Origin of the sequence: Nocardiopsis sp. CNR-923 (assembly GCF_001942255.1) — a bacterium.
Classification (GTDB): domain Bacteria; phylum Actinomycetota; class Actinomycetes; order Streptosporangiales; family Streptosporangiaceae; genus Nocardiopsis.
This window is the reverse complement of the sequence record NZ_MKKC01000087.1, coordinates 39,019-56,252: the sequence shown is the minus strand read 5'-3', so window position 1 is coordinate 56,252 and position 17,234 is coordinate 39,019. Positions and strand designations below refer to the sequence as shown.

Sequence of the window (17,234 nt, the reverse complement as noted above, 5' to 3'; positions counted from 1 at the left end):
CCGGCCCGGGTGCCGTCGACGGGGGGACGGCGGCGGGGAGGCTCAGTCCTCGTCGTCGTCGATCTCGGCCGGGGCGAACAGCGCCAGTTCGGTGCCGTCGGGATCGTAGAAGACGAGCGTGGAGCCGTCGGCGTCGTGGCTGGTCGGCGTGTGCTCGACGTCCAGCTTCGTGAACCGGTCCTCCCACGCCTCCAGCTCGCCGAGGTTGTCCACCCGCAGCACCAGCCGGTCGAGGCCGCAGCGGCGGTGGTCGAACTTCCCCTTGAAGTTGTCCTTGTGCTGCACCAGGTCCAGCAGGAACCCGCAGGAGTGGCGGCACGCCGTGCGCAGCGTGCCGTTCTCGTCCTCGCTGCGCAGCTCCTTGAAACCCAGGACCGATCGGTAGAAGCGCACGCTCTCGTCACGGTCGCGAACGGAGAGGGTGACGCGGGCGAGACCGCAGATCTGGGGCACCTTGACCTCTCTTCGTCGTCGGCTGGACCCGGGCTTCATGGTGGTCAGTAGATCGAGCACGGTCATCGAGCCTAGGGCCGATTCCACCGTGCTCGGGTATGCCTTAACGCGCGCTTAACACGTGATCAGGGTCGTCGTCGGCGTCGGCCCCGTACTCGACCCCCTCGTTCACGAGGAGGAGGGAGTCACGTTCCGAGAGTCACGCGGCGTGGTCCCCGAGCGGCGCGCGGGCCTGCTGCGCTTCCGCGGCGCTGCCGGCGGGCGCGTCCGCCCGAATGTACCAGCGGCTCCTCATCACCAGGACGGCCACCAGGGCCGCGACGAGCGCGCCCGCCGTGGCCAGGGCGAACGCGCCCTGGTGCCCGTGCGCCTGGGCGAGCGGTCCGGCCACGACCGACCCCACCGACTGGCCCAGGATGAGGAAGCTCAGGACGAGCGCCATGGACTGCGACATGCGGCTCGCCGGGGCCGCCCGCTCGACCAGACCGAACAGGCTCACCAGGTGCGGGCCGATCGCCACGCCGAGCACGAGGATGGCCACCGCCAGCGCGACGGCCCCGTCCGCCGCGTAGAGCGGGAGCGTGAGCGCGAACAGCGCGCCCGCGGCGACCCGGACGCGTGCGGGCAGTGTGAACGCGACGGGCAGGGAAGCCATCATGAGGCCGGCGACCGCGCTGCTGGAGCCCTGGAGGGCGTACATCAGCCCGGACAGGTCGCCGTGGCCGGAGCCGGTGGCGAAGGCGGTCACCCCCGTGGACATGCCGCCGAAGAACAGCCCTTGGCAGAACATCGGGACGGCGATCACCATCAGGGCGGGGGTGACGATCCGACCGCCCGCGCCCCGCACCGGCGGCGTCCCCGGCGGAGCGGTCGGGTGCAGGGCGAACACGGCACCGAACAGCCCGACGAGGACGGCGGCGCCCAGGACGCTCGCCGAGGGGGAGAGCGTGACGGTGAGCACGCCGACCAGCACCGGGCCCAGGACGAAGGCGGCCTCGTCCAGGACGCCCTCGACCGACATCACCGCGGACAGTGAGCGTTCGCGCTCGGCCTCGCCCCGGTCGTCGGCACGGAGCAGCCCCACCCAGCGGGTGCGAGCCATCGGGCCGATCTGGGGCATGCACAGCCCGGCCAGGGCGGCCAGGACGGTCAGGACGGCCGCCGACCGGTCGGCGGCGACCGCGCTCACCAGCAGAACGATCAGCGCGGCGTCCACCAGTGCCGTGACCAGCACGGGGCGACGCTGCCCGTGGCGGTCGGCGAACCGTGCGATGACGGGGCCCCCGACGGTCTCGCCCAGGGCGAAGGCGCCGCTGACGATCCCGGCCTCGGCCACGCTGCCGGTGGCCGAGGTGACCAGCGTCAACAGCCCGATGAGCGCCATGGAGACGGGGAGTCGGGCCAGGAAGGTGGCCGTCAGGAGGGGCCACCCCGCGATCGCGTCCATGCGCCGCAGCGTCTCCAGTGGTGACATCCGCTCCTCGTCCCGATCGTGCCGTCCCTCACGGATTGCAGCACGGAGGTCGACAATGGGCAATCGTCGGGAAGACCAAGATTCATCCCATGATATGGCCGTTTCTGAGGTGTTGTCATAGTCCGCTCCGGTCCGTGCGGGCGCGCCGGGTGACGAAGGTGGTGTGAACCTCCGACTTTCGCTGGTTCCGTGGCCCCGGTGTGAGATGTGTAGGTTCGTCCCCATGGATCTCTCCGAGCCGCTCCGGGCCGCGCGCCGTGCCCTGCGGCCACTGCCCGGCTGGCCGACCCGTCGCGCTCTGGTGCGCGACGCGGCCCTGGCCGCGGCGGTCGGTGCGGGCGTGGTCCTGGAGGGCGTGGTGGCCTGGATCTCGGGCACGGGGGGTCCGGTCGAGACCGCGGCACTGCACGCGGCGCTCGTCGTGGTCGGGCTGCTGGTGATCGTGCTCACCCGCCTGTACCCGGTGTTGGCGGTGGCGGTGTCCCTGGCGGCGAGCCTGACGTCGCTGAGCCTGGGGCTGCTCGTGGTCGTGGCGTCCTACCTGCTGGGCCGTCGCGCACCCAGCGTGTGGCCTGCCGCCGTCCTCTTCACCGTCGGCGCCGGCGCCTGGTTGGCGCTGCTGTCCACGGTGGCGTCCGTCGGGGTCGACGCGTGGTCGTTCAGCCTCGTCGTCGTGGTCTTCTACCTCGTTCTGCCCTGGTTGGTCGGGGTGCACCGCAGACAACAGGCACAGCTGAGCGCGGCCGGTTGGGAGCACGCCAGGCAACTCCAGCGCGAACACCGGTTGACGGCGGAACAGGCGCGGTCGCGGGAACGCTCGCGCATCGCCCAGGACATGCACGACTCCCTCGGACACGAGCTGAGCCTCATCGCGCTGCGCGCCGGGGCGTTGGAGGTCACACGGGACCTGTCGGACGAGCACCGCCGCGCCGTCGCCGAGTTGCGCGCGGACGCGGTGACCGCGACCACGCACCTGCGCGAGATCATCGGCGTCCTTCGGGCCGACGCCGAACCGGCCCCGACGATCCCCGTCGACGAGGGCGTCCCAGCACTGGTCGAGCGGGTCCGCGCCTCCGGCATGCGCGTCACGCTGGTCCGGGAGGGCGACCTGTCGGAACTGCCGCCGATGGTCGGGCGCGCCGCGCACCGCGTGGTGCAGGAAGCCCTGACCAACGCCGCGAAGTACGCGCCGGACGCTTCCGTCACGGTGTGGGCGATCACCGACGGCAGGGCCCTGGAGGTGCGCGTGGCCAACGCGGCGCCGGTCGGCGTCCTGCCGGAGACCGCGCAGGGCGGTGGCCGCGGCCTGATCGGTCTGCGTGAGCGCGTCCGGGTGGCGGGAGGCTCGTTCGCCGCCGGTTCGTGCGACGGCGGGTGGGAGGTGGCCGCGACGCTGCCGGTCAGCGGAGTGGTCGCGCCCGCCCCGGGCGCGGACCCGAGGGCGAGGACGGCGATGACATCGACCGGCTGCAACTGGCGGCCCGCCGCAGGTTTCGCGGGTGGACGCTGGCGCTCCTGGTGCTCCCGGTCGTGTGCCTGGTGGTGCTCGTGGCCATGGCGGTGGGTCCGGTGTCGCTGGTGCTGGAGGGACAGTCGCTGCCCCCCGAGGACCTGGCTCGCATCGGGGTGGGCGACACACGGGAGGAGACCGAGCGGTACCTGCCGGAGCACGCCCTGCCGGTGAGCGAGGGCGAGCGCGCGCTGTACCGGGAGCCCGAGGACGCCGAGTGCTCCTACTACCTCGACGGATCCCACGTCCTGGACCCCGGCGCCGTCCTGCACCGGGTGTGCTTCCGCGACGGCCTGGTGGCCGAGGCGGGGGTCGCCGCGCGTTACTGAGCCGCCGCTCGGCGGCCCCCGGCGCCGCGCCGGGCACACCGACCGCGTCACCGTGAACGCAGAGCGAGGAGACCGATGATCCGGGTGCTGATCGCCGACGACGAGGCCATGATCCGTGCGGGTGTGCGCGCCATCGTACAGAGCGACCCCGGCATCGAGGTGGTCGCCGAGGCCGCGGACGGGCGCGAGGCCGTCGAACTGGTGCTGGCCCGCCGCCCCGACGTCGTGCTGCTGGACATCCGGATGCCCCGCATGGACGGTCTGGCGGCCACAGCCGAGATCCGCCGGCTCGCGCCCGGCACCGCGGTGGCGGTTCTCACCACCTTCGGCGAGGACGCCTACATCTCCCAGGCCCTGGGCGACGGTGCCGCCGGGTTCCTGCTCAAGGCGGGCGATCCGCGTGAACTCATCGCCGGCGTGCACGCGGTCGCCGAGGGCGGCGCCTACCTGTCGCCCCAGGTGGCCAGGCAGGTGATCACGCACTACGGGGGCGGTCGGGCCGCCCGCGAGGCCGCCGCCCTGGCCAAGGTCGAGCGACTGACCGAGCGGGAGCGCGACGTGCTCGCCCTCGTGGGCGTCGGGTTGTCCAACGCCGACATCGCGCGTCGCCTGTTCCTGGTGGAGGGCACGGTGAAGAGCTACGTGAGCGCGATTCTCAGCCGTCTGGGACTGCGCAACCGCGTACAGGCCGCGATTCTCGCCCACGAGGCGGGGCTCCCCGACACGTTCGACACCTGAGACCGCGTGCGGTCGAGGGCCCGGTGAGGGAACATGGGGGCATGGTGAGTACGAGGCTCTCCGGGGACCGGCCCGGTCCGGGCCAGTGGATGGGGCTGAGGTGGTTCAGGTCGGCCTGGCGCGACCTCGCGGGCTCGAGCCCCGACGCGCTGGCGGTGGGCGACGAGCTGCTCGGTCGCTGGGGCGAGGAGCATCGCCGGTACCACACGCTGCCGCACCTGCTGAACACGCTCCGGGCCGTCGACAAACTCGCTGGCCACGCGCGGGATCCGGACGCGGTGCGCTACGCGGCCTGGTTTCACGACGCCGTCTACGAGGGGCGCCCCGGGGATGACGAACGCGCGAGCGCGCTGCTCGCCGAGCGCCTGTTGACGGCGCTGGACGTCGACCCCGGCCGGGTGCGGGAAGTGGCGCGCCTGGTGCGGATGACCGCCGACCACCGGACCGAGCCCGGCGACGCCAACGGCGCGGTCCTGTGCGACGCCGACCTGTCGGTGCTGGCCTCGTCTCCGGACGAGTACCTCGCCTACACGGCCGCGGTCCGCGCGGAATACCGGAGGGTGCCCGACGCGCTCTTCCGGGCCGGGCGGCTGCGGATCCTGCGGAAGCTGGTGCTCGCGCCCCACCTGTACGAGACCGAGTACGGCCGCGCGCACTGGGAGCTGCGGGCCAGGGAGAACGTCGAGGCCGAGATCAGGCGTCTGGAGGCCTTCGGCAGGGTCGAGCCGCCTCGGCTGTGACCGGGCGCGCCCCGCGGACCCTCGGCCGCCGCAGTCCGCAGGCGCGCAGCCGAGTGACCAGCTCGCGTCCGCTGACGTGCTCCGCGCCCAGCTCCACCGCCCGGGCGTGCAGGTGCTCGGGGACGTCGTAGTGGTCCCGGTCGAATGCGCGGGGGCGCAGGCCGAGCGCGCGGGCGAAGGCGTGCAGTTCCTCGTAGGAGCGGTCGCTGACCAGGTGGGCGAAGAGCCAGCCGTGCGGACCGGGCCAGAGGGGCGTGTCGATGAGGACGCTCATGAGGCGCGCGGAGCGGTCACGGCCCGCCAGGGCACGGGGCTGGACATCACCATGGTGCTGGAGGGACGGCCGTGCTCGGCGAGCCGGTCGATGACCTCCTCGAAGTGCTCCATCGAGCGCACCGTGATGAGCAGGACGCAGCAGGCGTCACCGGTCACCCGGTGCACCTGGAGGATCTCGGGCAGGTCGAGGGCCGCGGGTTCGCGCAGCAGGCAGTGCGCGCCGAAGCACTCCATCCGCACCAGGGCGGTCACGGGGAGTCCGGCGGCGGCCGGATCCACGTGCGCGTGGTAGCCGGTGATCACGCCGCGGTCGGTGAGTCGGCGGACGCGGTCGGCCACCGCCGGGGCCGAGAGGTTGACGCGGCGGGACAGTTCGTTGAAGGACAGGCGCCCGTCCCGCTGGAGCTCGGAGAGGATCCGCTGGTCGACGCCGTCCAGCGGGTACGGTGGTCGCAAGGCCATTCTTTGTGTTCCCCAAGTCGAAGTCGTGTTCCCGTTACGAATGGTAGGTCAATGTCAGGCCTGTGTCGGCATTGACCCTTCCTTCATCGAGCACTCGTGTTCGATCATGTGTACCCGCGCTGAACCGGGCTCGGACGACCCCGCGCCGGTGGCGCCACGACACGGATCGCAGTAGCACGAGGGGTTCCCATGGTCACCACGCCCGTCCAACAGTGTCCGTACGCCCCGGGCGGGGACGACGAGGCGGTCGCGACGCACGGCGGCGGTCCGACGCTCTCCTTCGAGCACACCACCCCCTACGTCACTACGTCGGCGTGGACACCCTCCTCAGCCTCCAGAACACGCGTACCGACGAACCCGCCGAAACGGCGTTCATCGTCAGCACGCAGGTCATGGAGCTGCTCTTCACGCTCGTCCAGCAGCGCTGGGAGGCGGCCCGGGACGCGATGGAGGCCGACGACGTTCCCGGGGCGCTCGCCTGGTTGCGCCGGGCGTGCAACGCCCAGGACGTGCTCAACGCCTCCTGGGGCCTGCTCACCGACATGACGCCCACCGAGTTCAACCGGTTCCGCCCCGCCTTCGGCGAGCGTCCGGCTTCCAGTCCTACGGTTACCGCAAACTGGAGTTCCTGCTGGGAAACAAGTCCTCCGCGATGATCCGCCCGCACAGGGCCATGGGCGGTGTCGTGGCCGAGTTGACCCGTCTCCTGGAGGGACCGAGCCTGTACGACGCGGCGCTTCGGCTGCTCCGACGCCGGGATCTGCCGGTCCCCGACGACCACGCCGAGCGCGACTGGACCGCCGACTACGAGCCCAGCGCGGGGGTCGAGCACGCCTGGGCGCTCGTCTACGGCGACGACCGACCCGGCAACGAGCTGTTCCTCCTGGCCGAGGCGATGCTCGACGTCGCCGAGCGGGTGACCCGGTGGCGCCACAGCCACTTCGTCGCCGTCAAGCGCGCCATGGGGGCCAAACCCGGAAGCGGCGGCTCCAACGGCCTGAACTGGCTCGCACGCAACGCCGGACAGGACGTCTTCCCGGAGCTGTGGTCGCTCCGGAACACCATGTGAAACTCCAGCATCACCCGCATCAGCAGGAGGCAGGAACCGATGACGCCCACCACCCGTGAGGAGTGCGCCGCCCTCGACGCGGCGGATCCCCTCGCCCCGCTCCGCGAGGAGTTCGTACTCCCCGAGGGGGTGATCTACCTGGACGGCAACTCGCTCGGAGCGCTCCCGAGGACCACGCCCGGACGGGTCGCCGACATGATCGAACGCGAGTGGGGCCAGGACCTCATCCGGAGCTGGAACACCGCCGGGTGGTGGGACAAGCCGCGGACCCTCGGCGCCAAGGTCGCCCCGTTGGTCGGGGCCGACGGCGACGAGGTGATCGTCGGCGACGGCGTCTCGGCCAACCTGTTCAAGGTCCTCGTCGCGGCCCTGCGCATGTCCGACCGCTCGGTCGTGCTCGGCGAGGCCGGCAACTTCCCCACCGACCTGTACGTCACCGAGGGCGCGGTCGCGCTCGCCGGGGCCGCCCAGCGCAGGGTCGACCCCGATGGTCCCGGACTGGCCGAGGCACTGGCCACGGGTGAGGTGGCGGTCCTGCTGCTCAGCCACGTCGACTACCGCACGGGCACCCTGCGCGACATGCCGGGCATCACGCGCCTGGCCCACGAGCACGGCGCACTCGTGGTCTGGGATCTGTGCCACAGCGTGGGCGCGGTGCCGGTCGACCTGTCCGGCTGCGGAGCGGACTTCGCCGTCGGCTGCACGTACAAGTACCTCAACGCGGGGCCGGGCGCACCCGCCTTCCTGTACGCCGCCCGGCGCCACCACGCGGTGGCCGACCAGCCGCTCAGCGGGTGGCACGGGCACGCGCGCCCCTTCGACTTCACCGCCGACTACGAGCCCGCGCCCGGGGCGTCCCGCTTCCTCAGCGGCTCGCAGCCGCTCGTGGCCGACGCCGCCCTGGAGGCGAGCCTCGACGTGTGGGCCAAGGCCGACATGGGACTGGTGCGGGCCAAGAGCCTGGCGATGACCGACCTGTTCCTGCGCGTGACCGGTGAGGCGGGGATCGCGTCGGCCACCCCGCTCGACCACGCCCGGCGCGGCAGCCAGGTGGCGCTGTACCAGCCTGAGGAGGGCGCGGGCTACCCCATCGTGCAGGCGCTGATCGAGCGCGGCGTGATCGGTGACTTCCGGGCCCCCGACGTCATGCGCTTCGGGTTCACCCCGCTCTACCTGCGTTACGCGGACGTCTTCGACGCCGCCACCGCGCTGGTGGAGGTCGTACGGACGGGGGAGTGGCGTGCGGAGCGCTTCCGCCGCGGCGCCCAGGTGACCTGACCCGCCGCCGTCGTGGCCGGTTCCCGGCGCCCCGGAGGGCCGTGTTCCCCCGGGGCGCCGGTTTTTCCAAAATCGGCGAACAGGGTGACCCGGGGCACGTGACGGGGTTACGTGTCCTTTGCCACACGGGGCCGTGGCCGGCCCGTCCCGACACGAACCACGTCGACGTCGTCCGGTGCCCCCTACCCTTGCGTAAACACTGTTGCATAGGCGTTTCAGCAGGTGAGAGCTGGTGTCATTTGACTGTGGCGCCAAGCACGGACGCTGTCGCGATTTCTCGTAGAAAAACCGCTATAACCCCGTCGTGATAGGCGTTCCAGTGCTGCTGAGGCGCTTTTTACTTAGTTTCTCGGTGTTTGTCTTCCGCTACGACGCGTCATTTTACCCACGATCCTTCGGTACTTTACCGAAGCGTGGGTTAGTGTCGCTCGTGATCGGTTCGAGATGACACATCGAAGAGCCGGTGCCGAGCCCCTGAACGGCCGCGCGCCGCAGGGGAGTCGAGACCCTCTCCCGGGAACCGGGCCGCACGAACACGTGTCCGCCCTCCGGATCGCCGAGTCCATCGGCGCCCCCGTTCCCGCCCCGCCTTCGCCGTCGGAGACGCGGGAGTCCCCAGTCATGACGCCCTGACGTGGGTGTGCCCGAGCGCGCCCGCGTGCCCTGAAGCGCCATGCCCACGGTCTTCTCGGCCCTGTCGCCTACCTGGCTAATTCTCCATGAGCAACGAGACTCCGATTCAGCACGGCCACGTCACCGCCACCTACTTCTGGGACGACGGTTCCGGTATCAACGGGGACACGGGCGCCCCGGCCTATGGCTTGCCCATGCAGAAGGGCCTGTTCTCCAGCCCGAGCTGGCCGCTGGGCACCGAGGGCTACATCGTCTACGAGGGCAAGGAATACGAGTTCTTCATCGGCGACCGCGGGCCCGGTGTTCCCTCCTACGACTGCGACGTCCTGCTCGACATCGACGGCAAGACCTTCGCCGACATGATGGGTACGAGCTGGAACGAGACCACCCTGACCGTCGGCGGCGGCAACGGCCACGCCGAGGTCGAGTACTTCATCACCGAGTGGGGCGACGGCTACGGGACCCCCGGCGCGCCCCACCCCTTCCAGCAGCCCGGAAACCCCTGTGAGGACGCGGTCTCCCCGCTCCCCGAGCCCGAGCCGGTCGAGGAGCCCGAGCCCGAGCCCGAGCCGACCGAGGAGGAGACGGCGGCGGAGCCCGCCGAGGAGGACAAGTCCGAGGACGCCGACAAGGCCGAGAACGCCGAGGAGCGGGACGACCAGTCCCAACAGGCCGCCGCGGACGAGGACCGGGAGGGCGACGACTCCGGCGTGACCGCGCAGACCGCCGCCAGCGACCTGTCCGCCATCGAGCTGACCGGTGCGGAGGGCGCTCTGGGCGCCACGGGTCTGCTGACCATGGCCCTCATCCCCGCCGTCCTCGTCGCGCTGTTCTTCGCCTGGACCCGCCGCCCGGCCGCGCCCACGCGGGCGCCGCCGAGGACCGGGGCAGGGGCCTGCTGGCCCAGAGCAACGGCCGCCACGGGCTGTCCTCCCTGGTGGACCGGCTCCCGTCCCTGTTCGACCGGTTCCGCCGCAAGTAGTCGGCACACCCCGCGCAGGGGCCGCGGTCGTCGGCGACCGCGGCCCCTCGTCGTGCCTGCGTTGGGCCTGCGCTTCGCTTCGGCCCGTGTTCGAGCGCCCCAAGGCCAGGGATGCTTCATCCTCGTCCTCGCCTGACGATCGTTCCTCGCCAGCGGCTCGACCCGTCTCGCAGCACCCCGGCGGCGCCCGAACGGCGACCCCCTGGGGTGGGTGCTCCGGGAGAGAGCCTAGACGTCCCCGATGAGCAGCCCCGGACGTTCCACGCAGTCGGCGACCAAGCGCAGGAAGCCGCCCGCGACACCGCCGTCGCACACCCGGTGGTCGAAGGTCAGGGTGAGTTCGGTGGCCGCGCGGGGCGCCACGGCGTCCCCGACCACCCAGGGGCGGCGCACGATCCGGCCCACCCCGAGGATCGCCGCCTCGGGGTGGTTGATGATCGCGGCCGACCCGTCCACGCCGAACACGCCGTAGTTGTTGACGGTGAACGTCCCGCCGCGCAGCGCCTCGGGACCAGCGTGCCCGCCCGTGCGGCCTCGGCTGTCTCAGCCAGCCGGGCCGACAGGTTCCGCGTGGTCAGGCGGTCGGCGTCCCGCAGCACCGGCACCACCAGGCCGCGCGGGGTCTGCGTCGCGAAGCCCAGGTGGACGGGGTCGAAACGGACGACCTCGTCGCGCTCGGCGTCGAAGTGCGCGTTCAACTCCGGAAAACGCGCCAGCCCCAGCAGGGCGAACCGCGCCACCAGCGCCAGCACGCTCACCGGCCGGTCCGGCGCCGCCCCGTTGAGCTCCCGCCGCAGCTCCACCAGTCCGGTCGCGTCCGCGTCCACCCACACCGTGGCCTCGGGGATCTCGCGCCGCGAGCGCTCCAGGCTCCGGGCCATGGAGCGGTGCGCGGCGCGCAGCGGCGTCCGGTGGGTGCCCGGACGGTCGGCCTCGGGATCGTGGCCGGCGGCGCCGGCGACCAGGGCCTCCACGTCCCGGCGCAGGACCAGGCCGCCCTCACCCGTTCCCCGGATCGTCGCCACGTCGATCCCGTGCTCCCGGGCCAACCGCCGCACCAGCGGCGACACCACTCGTGTGCGCTCGCCGCCGCGCGCGCCGGAGGTGGTGGGCGGGCCGCCGGTCGCCGTTGACCCGGGCGGCCCACCCGCCCCGCGGGCGCGCCGACGCGAGGTCGGTGCGCCCCGTCCCGTGCCGTATCCCACCAGGACGGCTCCCGACCCCGCGGATTCCGCGGCGGCCCCGTTGCCGCCGACGGGGTCGGAGCCCTCCCGCGCGATCGGCACGGTGGTCTCCCGCACGGTGATGAGGGGCGCGCCGACCGCGACCACCTCGCCCACCGCGCCGTGCAGTTCGGCGACCGTGCCCGCGTACGGACACGGCACCTCGACCGCGGCCTTGGCGGTCTCCACCTCGGCCACGGGCTGGTCGACGGCGACCACGTCGCCCACCGCCACGAGCCAGGTCAGGATCTCCGCCTCGGTCAGGCCCTCACCGAGGTCCGGCAGGGAGAACGCCCGCGTCCCGCTCACGCCCCCACCTCCGGAGCGTCGGAGGCCGAGGTCCATCCGGCCTCCCACTGGAGCCGGTCCACGGCCGCCAGGATCCGGTCGACGCCGGGCAGGTGGAGGTGTTCCAGCTTCGGCGGGGGATAGGGGACGTCCAGGCCGCCGACCCGCAGCACCGGCGCCTCCAGATGATGGAAACAGCGTTCGCTGACCCGCGCGGCCACCTCGGCCCCGTAGCCGCCGAACACCGAGGCCTCGTGCACCACGACCGCGCGACCCGTGCGGCGCACCGACGCCGTCACGACCGAGTCGTCCCACGGGGCGAGCTGGCGCAGGTCCACCACCTCGACGGAGCGTCCTTCCTCCGCCGCGGCCGCGGCGGCCTCCAGCGCGGTCTCGACCATGGGGCCGTAGGCGACCAGAGTCACGTCGTCCCCCGGGCGGCGCACCACGGAGCGCGCCATCGGCTCGGTGCGCACCGGCAGTTCGACGGCCTCCCTGGACCAGTAGCGGCGCTTGGGCTCCAGGAAGACCACCGGGTCGTCGCACGCGATCGCCTCGCGCAGCATCGAGTAGGCGTCGGCCGGAGTTCCGGGTGTCACCACCCGCAGCCCGGGGGTGTGCGTGTAGTACGCCTCCGAGGAGTCGCTGTGGTGTTCGACGCCGCCGATCCCGCCGCCGTAGGGCACGCGGACGACCACCGGCACGGCCACGGTGCCCCGGGTGCGGTTGCGCATCTTGGCCAGGTGGGAGACGAGCTGTTCGAAGGCCGGGTAGGCGAAGGCGTCGAACTGCATCTCCACCACCGGGCGCAGGCCGTACATGGCCATCCCGATCGCGGTGCCGATGATCCCGGACTCGGCCAGGGGGGAGTCGAAGACGCGGTCGGCTCCGAACTCGCGGCTGAGGCCGTCGGTGACCCGGAAGACGCCGCCCAGCGGGCCGACGTCCTCGCCGTAGACGACGACGTCGGGGTCCTCGGCCACGGCGTCGCGCAGCGCCTGGTTGAGGGCGGCGCCCATGGTGATCTCGGTGGTGGAGGAGGCGGGGGGAGTGGGGGGCGTACGCGTCATTCAGGCCTCCCGCAAGCCGTCCACCAGCGTCTGTCTCTCCTCGCGGAGTAGGGGTGGGACATCGGCGTAGACGTCGCTGAACAGGGACGCCGGGTCCAGTTCGTCCTCGCCCGCCATCCGCTCGCGCACGGCGGTGGCCACCTTCTCCGCCTCGGCGTCGTACCCGGCGAGGATCCGGTCGGTCTCCTCCTCGTCGCCGAGCACGCCCTCCCTCCGCAACAGCGCCTCCATCCGGGTGAGGGGGTCGCGGTCGACCCAGTAGGCCACCTCGGCATCCTCGCGGTAGCGCTGGGGCGCGTCGGAGTTGGTGTGCGGGTCGACCCGGTAGGTCAGCGCCTCGACGATGGCGGGTCCGGCTCCGGATCGCGCCTCGGCCAGGGCGTGCGCGACCACCGCGTACACGGCGGCGGCGTCGTTGCCGTCCACGTGGTAGCCGCGCATTCCGTAGCCGACGGCCTTGTGGGCGAGCGTGGGGGCGGCGGTCTGCGTGCGCAGGGGCACGCTGATCGCCCAGTGGTTGTTCTGCACGAGGAAGACGACGGGGGCGTTCCACACGGCGGCGAAGTTGTAGGCCTCGTGGGCGTCGCCCTCGCTGGTCGCGCCGTCGCCCATGATCGCCAGCGCGGCCACGTCGCGGCCCTTGCGCCGCGCGGCGTAGGTCAGGCCCACGGCGTGCGAGGCGTTGGTCGCCAGCGGTGTGCACTGGGGTGCGCAGCGGTGGCGGTGCGGGTCGTATCCCGCGTGCCAGTCGCCGCGGAAGAGGGTGAGCGTCTCCACCGGGTCGACGCCGTGCGCGACGAGGGCGACGCTGTCGCGGTAGGTGGGAAAGAGCCAGTCCTGGTCGGACAGGGCCAGCACGCCGCCGACCTGTGCCGCCTCCTGACCCGTCGACGACGGGTAGACGGCGAGGCGGCCCTGGCGGGCGAGCGTGCTGGCCTGTCGGTTGAAGCGGCGGCCGATGACCATCGCGCGGTGGAGTTCGGCGAGCCGTTTGTGGTCGGGAGCGGTGAAGAAGGAGTGACTCACGCGCAGGCCGTGCCGGTCCACGAGGCGCACCGGCTCCGTCGAGGGGAGTGGAGGAACCGGACGGTTACGCTCATCGGTGTGCTTCATGTCTTGAATATGAGGTGAATCACCCCATACTGTCGATATCCCCGTACCGATGCTGGACGAATTGTCTCGCATCACCCCATTGCGGGACGGATCATCTCAGACGGTGCACGCCCGAGCGGTATGAGGTAAGACACATGGCAGTGCGGTTGGACGACACCGACCGGCGGATCATCGCCCTGCTGCGCGCCGACGGACGCATGTCCATCCGCGCGGTCGCCGAGCAGGCGCACATCTCGCGCGCCAACGCCTACTCCCGCCTTGAGCGCCTGCGCGCGGAGGGGGTGATCCGCGGGTTCACGGCCGTCATCGACCCCGAGAAGTACGGTACCGCCCTGTCCGCGTACGTGTCGGTGCGCATCGAGCAGCATTCGTGGGACCGTTTCCGCGGCTACCTCCACGACATCCCCGAGGTCGAGCACGCCGCGCTCGTCTCCGGGGACGTCGACCTCCTCCTCCTGGTCCGGGTCGCCGACGCTGCCGCCCTGCGCACCTTCGTCCTGGAGCGGCTCCAGCGGCTCCCGGAGGTGAAGAGCACCCAGACGATGTTCATCCTCGACGAGCCGCACCTTTGACGGGGGTCCACATGGAGGTCACGTGGATCTTTCTGGGTGCGAGTGGACCCCCAAGAATGGACCCATGACTGAGTACCGCATCATCGACGCCTTCACCGACCGGCCCCTCGCGGGGAACCCCGCAGCCGTCCTGCTCCTGGACGAGCCCTACACCGACGCGTGGGCGCAGGGGGTGGCCGCCGAGTTCAACCTCGCCGAGACCGCCTTCGCCCGCCCGGTCGGGGACTCCCGGGCCGACTACGAGCTGCGCTGGTTCACACCCGCGGTCGAGATCGACCTGTGCGGGCACGCCACCCTCGCCACGTCCCACGCCCTGACCGAGCTGGGCGTCTCCGGCCCCCACCGCTTCACCACCCGCAGCGGGATCCTCACCGTCGCCGACGACGGGGAGCGGATGTGGATGGACTTCCCGGTCAACCGGGCCGCCGAGGCCGAGTCCCCCGACGGTCTCGTCGAGGCGCTCGGCGCCACGGCCGTCTGGACGGGTCGGGTGGGGGAGTTCCTCCTCGTCGAACTGGAGGACGAGGCAGCCGTGCGGGGGCTGGCGCCCGACATCGCCGCGCTCGCCCGGCTGCCCCACAACATCGTCATCGTGACCGCCGCGGGATCGGAGACCGACATGGTCTCCCGCGTGTTCGCCCCCCGGATCGGCATCCCGGAGGACCCGGTGACGGGGGCGGCCCACACCGTTCTCACACCGTTCTGGGCCGAGCGGCTGGGCCGTACCGAGCTGACCGCCCACCAGGCCTCCACGCGCGGCGGCGACCTGCTGCTCCGCCTGCCCGAGGACACGCCCGGGCGCGTCCTCATCGGCGGCACGGCGGTCACCGTGGCCCACGGGACGCTGCGGCTCCAGGCGCGCGGAGCAGATCGCGGTGGCCGTCGATCAGGAACGTGAATCCGCCGGAATCAAGGTTTCCCCCGCACGGGACACCGGCATCCGGTAGAAATGAACCACGGCACCTCCCCACCCCTCCCGGGAGGTGCGGCGCCCCGGCCTCACCCCGGAACACCCCCTTGGTACCGGGAGGCTGGGGCCACCCCACAGGGACCGGCCCCAGAACCGCCACCGGGGCCGGTCCCGCCTCCCGAGGCCGTGACCGGACCGCTTCGGACGCACGTGCCCCCGCGGCCGGCTCCGCCCCAGGTCGTCCACAGGCCTCCTCCGGCGGGTCGCGATTCCACCTACCTGGCTTGAGCAGTGCCACGAACACGGGGGGACACCATGGCGGGACGGTACGGGAGCGGCGGCCAGGGGCGCCGACACGGCGGCGGGGGCGGCCGCAGGCCTGAGCCCGAGCCGATCCGCGGCGTGCGCGACGACGCCCGGCTCTCCTCGGAGTTGCTGCGCATGGACGGTGACTCCTACGGCCGCTATAAGACGCTCAAGGGCGACTGGGACTTCGGCGACTTCACGCTCACCGTGCAGCACGCCCAGGCCGACCCGTTCGCGCCGCCCTCGCGCGTGCGCGTCCTCATCCACGACGCGGGCGTCCCCAAGAGCGCCTGGGCCGACCCCGTCCGGCGCCGCGCCACGGCCGACCACCTCGGCCGCCGCGCGCGCCGCCTGCTCAGGGGGTCGCTGCTCAGGATCGACACCGGCGGCCAGCAGGTCATCGAACGCTCCTCCTGCCAGCTCACCGACGGCGGTATCGACCTGCGCATCGGCATCGACCTGCCCGGCCGAGGCCGCCGCATCGACGGCCGGGCCGCCGCGCGCGAGTTCTGCGCCACCCTCCCCGACCTGGTCGACGACCTGTACTGGGAGGAGATCGACGTCGCCGAGGCCGAGGCCTACGCCGACAGCGTCGCGGACACCGTGGCCCTGCGCGCCCGGCTGGCGGAGCGGGGCCTGGTGGCCTTCGTCGCCGACGGCGCGATCCTGCCCCGCCGCAGCGGTGTCAGCGACGAGCCCATGACCCGTGGCGCCGTTCCCTTCGCGTCGCCCGACTCGTTGCGCGTGAGCGTCGACCTGCCCCACCGGGGCACCGTCACGGGCATGGGCGTGCCCGAGGGAATCACCCTCATCGTCGGCGGCGGGTTCCACGGCAAGTCCACCCTCCTGCACGCCCTGGAGCGCGGTGTGTACGACCACATCCCCGGCGACGGCCGTGAACTGGTCGTCACCAGGGACGACGCCGTCAAGATCCGTGCGGAGGAGGGCCGCCGCGTGGAGCGCACGGACGTCAGCCCCTTCGTGCGCGGACTGCCCACCGGCGCGGACACCCGCGACTTTCGCACCGAGAACGCGTCCGGCTCCACCTCCCAGGCCGCCAACATCTGCGAGGCCGTCGAGGCCGGATCGCGCACCCTGCTCGTGGACGAGGACTCCACCGCCACCAACCTGATGATCCGTGACGAGCGCATGCAGGCCCTCGTTCACGCGACCGCGAACCGCTGGTCCCGTTCATCGACCTGGTACGCCCCCTGCGCCGCGAGCACGGCGTCTCCACCGTCCTCGTCATGGGCGGCAGCGGCGACTACTTCGACGTCGCCGACCAGGTGGTCATGCTCGACGCCTACCACCCGCACGACGTCACCGAGCGTGCCCGGGCCCTGGCCCGGGAGCGGACCGACGCCGACTTCACCGCACCCCGCCACCGCGTGGTGGACCCCGCCTCGGTCGACCCCGCCACGGACCGGGGCCGGAGCAGGATCAAACGGCGCGACATGGACGTGCTGGTCTTCGGTGACCACGACGTCGACGTGCGCTCGGTCGAGCAGTTCGTCGACCCCGGCCAGATCACCGGCGCCGGGCTGGCCCTGCGCGAACTCGTGCGCGGCCGCCACCTGAACGGGGCGCGCACCCTGGCCGAGGCCCTGGACTCCCTCGAACGGGCCCTGGACGAGGACGGCGTCACCCTGCTCGGCGGGGACTACGGCGGCGACTACGCGCTGCCGCGCAGACACGAGATCGCCGCCGTGCTCAACCGCCTGCGCGCCCTGCGCGTCGCCGAACAGCGCTGACCCGGCCGCTGCCCGGCGCCGGTGTGGTCACCGTCACCCCGAGGTGAGAGGCCCTCC

General features: G+C 72.4%; 13 protein-coding genes and 4 pseudogenes. 10 read left to right on the top strand and 7 right to left on the bottom strand.

Annotated elements, in window-relative coordinates:
* Positions 1–42 precede the first annotated feature (42 nt).
* Together BJF83_RS14220 and BJF83_RS14215 are read right to left on the bottom strand one after the other, a co-directional pair.
* Positions 43–519, bottom strand: coding sequence for a VOC family protein (locus BJF83_RS14220; protein WP_075926680.1), 477 nt, complete (start codon positions 517–519; stop codon positions 43–45).
* A 133-nt stretch (positions 520–652) separates the two neighbouring features.
* Positions 653–1,927: an MFS transporter gene (locus BJF83_RS14215; RefSeq protein ID WP_075926679.1), complete on the bottom strand. Its 1,275-nt coding sequence runs from the start codon at positions 1,925–1,927 to the stop codon at positions 653–655.
* A 223-nt stretch (positions 1,928–2,150) separates the two neighbouring features.
* Between BJF83_RS14215 and BJF83_RS14210 the strand changes: the two genes are divergently transcribed.
* The 4 genes from BJF83_RS14210 (at position 2,151) to BJF83_RS14195 (ending at position 5,244) form a co-directional block, all read left to right on the top strand.
* A complete protein-coding gene (locus BJF83_RS14210) occupies positions 2,151–3,611 on the top strand; it encodes a histidine kinase (RefSeq protein WP_075926678.1) in 1,461 nt (486 codons plus the stop codon).
* Complete coding sequence (locus tag BJF83_RS14205; protein WP_262391548.1) at positions 3,608–3,766, top strand: hypothetical protein; 159 nt, start codon at positions 3,608–3,610, stop codon at positions 3,764–3,766. The genes BJF83_RS14210 and BJF83_RS14205 overlap by 4 nt, the downstream gene beginning before the upstream one ends.
* A gap of 75 nt (positions 3,767–3,841) precedes the next feature.
* Complete coding sequence (locus BJF83_RS14200) at positions 3,842–4,504, top strand: response regulator transcription factor (protein WP_075926676.1); 663 nt, start codon at positions 3,842–3,844, stop codon at positions 4,502–4,504.
* 89 nt (positions 4,505–4,593) lie between these two features.
* Complete coding sequence (locus BJF83_RS14195) at positions 4,594–5,244, top strand: metal-dependent phosphohydrolase (protein WP_075926675.1); 651 nt, start codon at positions 4,594–4,596, stop codon at positions 5,242–5,244.
* Here BJF83_RS14195 and BJF83_RS14190 read toward each other — a convergent pair.
* Both BJF83_RS14190 and BJF83_RS14185 read right to left on the bottom strand, forming a co-directional pair.
* The gene (locus BJF83_RS14190) at positions 5,198–5,518 is read right to left on the bottom strand and encodes a DUF4031 domain-containing protein (RefSeq protein ID WP_075926674.1); all 321 of its coding nucleotides are present in this window, start codon (positions 5,516–5,518) and stop codon (positions 5,198–5,200) included. The genes BJF83_RS14195 and BJF83_RS14190 overlap by 47 nt on opposite strands.
* Positions 5,515–5,982, bottom strand: coding sequence for an Lrp/AsnC family transcriptional regulator (locus BJF83_RS14185; protein WP_075926673.1), 468 nt, complete (start codon positions 5,980–5,982; stop codon positions 5,515–5,517). The genes BJF83_RS14190 and BJF83_RS14185 overlap by 4 nt, the downstream gene beginning before the upstream one ends.
* Before the next feature lie 189 nt (positions 5,983–6,171).
* On the opposite strand from BJF83_RS14185, the pseudogene BJF83_RS14180 reads away from it, so the two are divergent.
* From BJF83_RS14180 to BJF83_RS14170, 3 genes and pseudogenes are all read left to right on the top strand, one after another.
* Positions 6,172–7,051: pseudogene (locus BJF83_RS14180) on the top strand (tryptophan 2,3-dioxygenase).
* A 39-nt stretch (positions 7,052–7,090) separates the two neighbouring features.
* Positions 7,091–8,329, top strand: a complete 1,239-nt coding sequence (gene kynU / locus BJF83_RS14175) for a kynureninase (RefSeq protein WP_075926672.1) — start codon at positions 7,091–7,093, stop codon at positions 8,327–8,329.
* Between the two features lie 719 nt (positions 8,330–9,048).
* Positions 9,049–9,944 (top strand): annotated as a pseudogene (locus BJF83_RS14170) (hypothetical protein).
* A gap of 228 nt (positions 9,945–10,172) precedes the next feature.
* On the opposite strand, the pseudogene BJF83_RS14165 reads toward BJF83_RS14170, so the two are convergent.
* From BJF83_RS14165 to BJF83_RS14155, 3 genes and pseudogenes are all read right to left on the bottom strand, one after another.
* Positions 10,173–11,512: pseudogene (locus BJF83_RS14165) on the bottom strand (dihydrolipoamide acetyltransferase family protein).
* Positions 11,473–12,525 (bottom strand): alpha-ketoacid dehydrogenase subunit beta, encoded by a 1,053-nt coding sequence (locus BJF83_RS14160; RefSeq protein WP_075926671.1) that lies wholly within the window; start codon positions 12,523–12,525, stop codon positions 11,473–11,475. The pseudogene BJF83_RS14165 and the gene BJF83_RS14160 overlap by 40 nt, the downstream one beginning before the upstream one ends.
* Positions 12,526–13,638, bottom strand: coding sequence for a thiamine pyrophosphate-dependent enzyme (locus BJF83_RS14155; RefSeq protein WP_075926670.1), 1,113 nt, complete (start codon positions 13,636–13,638; stop codon positions 12,526–12,528).
* 134 nt (positions 13,639–13,772) lie between these two features.
* On the opposite strand from BJF83_RS14155, the gene BJF83_RS14150 reads away from it, so the two are divergent.
* The 3 genes and pseudogenes from BJF83_RS14150 to BJF83_RS14140 all read left to right on the top strand — a co-directional run bounded on the left by BJF83_RS14150 (position 13,773) and on the right by BJF83_RS14140 (position 17,177).
* Positions 13,773–14,210 (top strand): Lrp/AsnC family transcriptional regulator, encoded by a 438-nt coding sequence (locus tag BJF83_RS14150; protein WP_075926669.1) that lies wholly within the window; start codon positions 13,773–13,775, stop codon positions 14,208–14,210.
* A gap of 64 nt (positions 14,211–14,274) precedes the next feature.
* Positions 14,275–15,108 (top strand): PhzF family phenazine biosynthesis protein, encoded by an 834-nt coding sequence (locus tag BJF83_RS14145; protein ID WP_075926668.1) that lies wholly within the window; start codon positions 14,275–14,277, stop codon positions 15,106–15,108.
* Positions 15,109–15,435: 327 nt separating this feature from the next.
* Positions 15,436–17,177: pseudogene (locus BJF83_RS14140) on the top strand (ABC-ATPase domain-containing protein).
* The last annotated feature ends 57 nt before the right edge of the window (positions 17,178–17,234 follow it).

Coding starts and splice junctions, on each gene's coding strand:
- BJF83_RS14155 (WP_075926670.1), bottom strand. CDS start 13,638: ATGAAGCACACCGATGAGCGTAACCGTCCGGTTCCTCCACTCCCCTCG.
- BJF83_RS14145 (WP_075926668.1), top strand. CDS start 14,275: ATGACTGAGTACCGCATCATCGACGCCTTCACCGACCGGCCCCTCGCG.
- BJF83_RS14200 (WP_075926676.1), top strand. CDS start 3,842: ATGATCCGGGTGCTGATCGCCGACGACGAGGCCATGATCCGTGCGGGT.
- BJF83_RS14210 (WP_075926678.1), top strand. CDS start 2,151: ATGGATCTCTCCGAGCCGCTCCGGGCCGCGCGCCGTGCCCTGCGGCCA.
- BJF83_RS14195 (WP_075926675.1), top strand. CDS start 4,594: ATGGGGCTGAGGTGGTTCAGGTCGGCCTGGCGCGACCTCGCGGGCTCG.
- BJF83_RS14185 (WP_075926673.1), bottom strand. CDS start 5,982: ATGGCCTTGCGACCACCGTACCCGCTGGACGGCGTCGACCAGCGGATC.
- BJF83_RS14150 (WP_075926669.1), top strand. CDS start 13,773: ATGGCAGTGCGGTTGGACGACACCGACCGGCGGATCATCGCCCTGCTG.
- BJF83_RS14215 (WP_075926679.1), bottom strand. CDS start 1,927: ATGTCACCACTGGAGACGCTGCGGCGCATGGACGCGATCGCGGGGTGG.
- kynU (WP_075926672.1), top strand. CDS start 7,091: ATGACGCCCACCACCCGTGAGGAGTGCGCCGCCCTCGACGCGGCGGAT.
- BJF83_RS14190 (WP_075926674.1), bottom strand. CDS start 5,518: ATGAGCGTCCTCATCGACACGCCCCTCTGGCCCGGTCCGCACGGCTGG.
- BJF83_RS14160 (WP_075926671.1), bottom strand. CDS start 12,525: ATGACGCGTACGCCCCCCACTCCCCCCGCCTCCTCCACCACCGAGATC.
- BJF83_RS14220 (WP_075926680.1), bottom strand. CDS start 519: ATGACCGTGCTCGATCTACTGACCACCATGAAGCCCGGGTCCAGCCGA.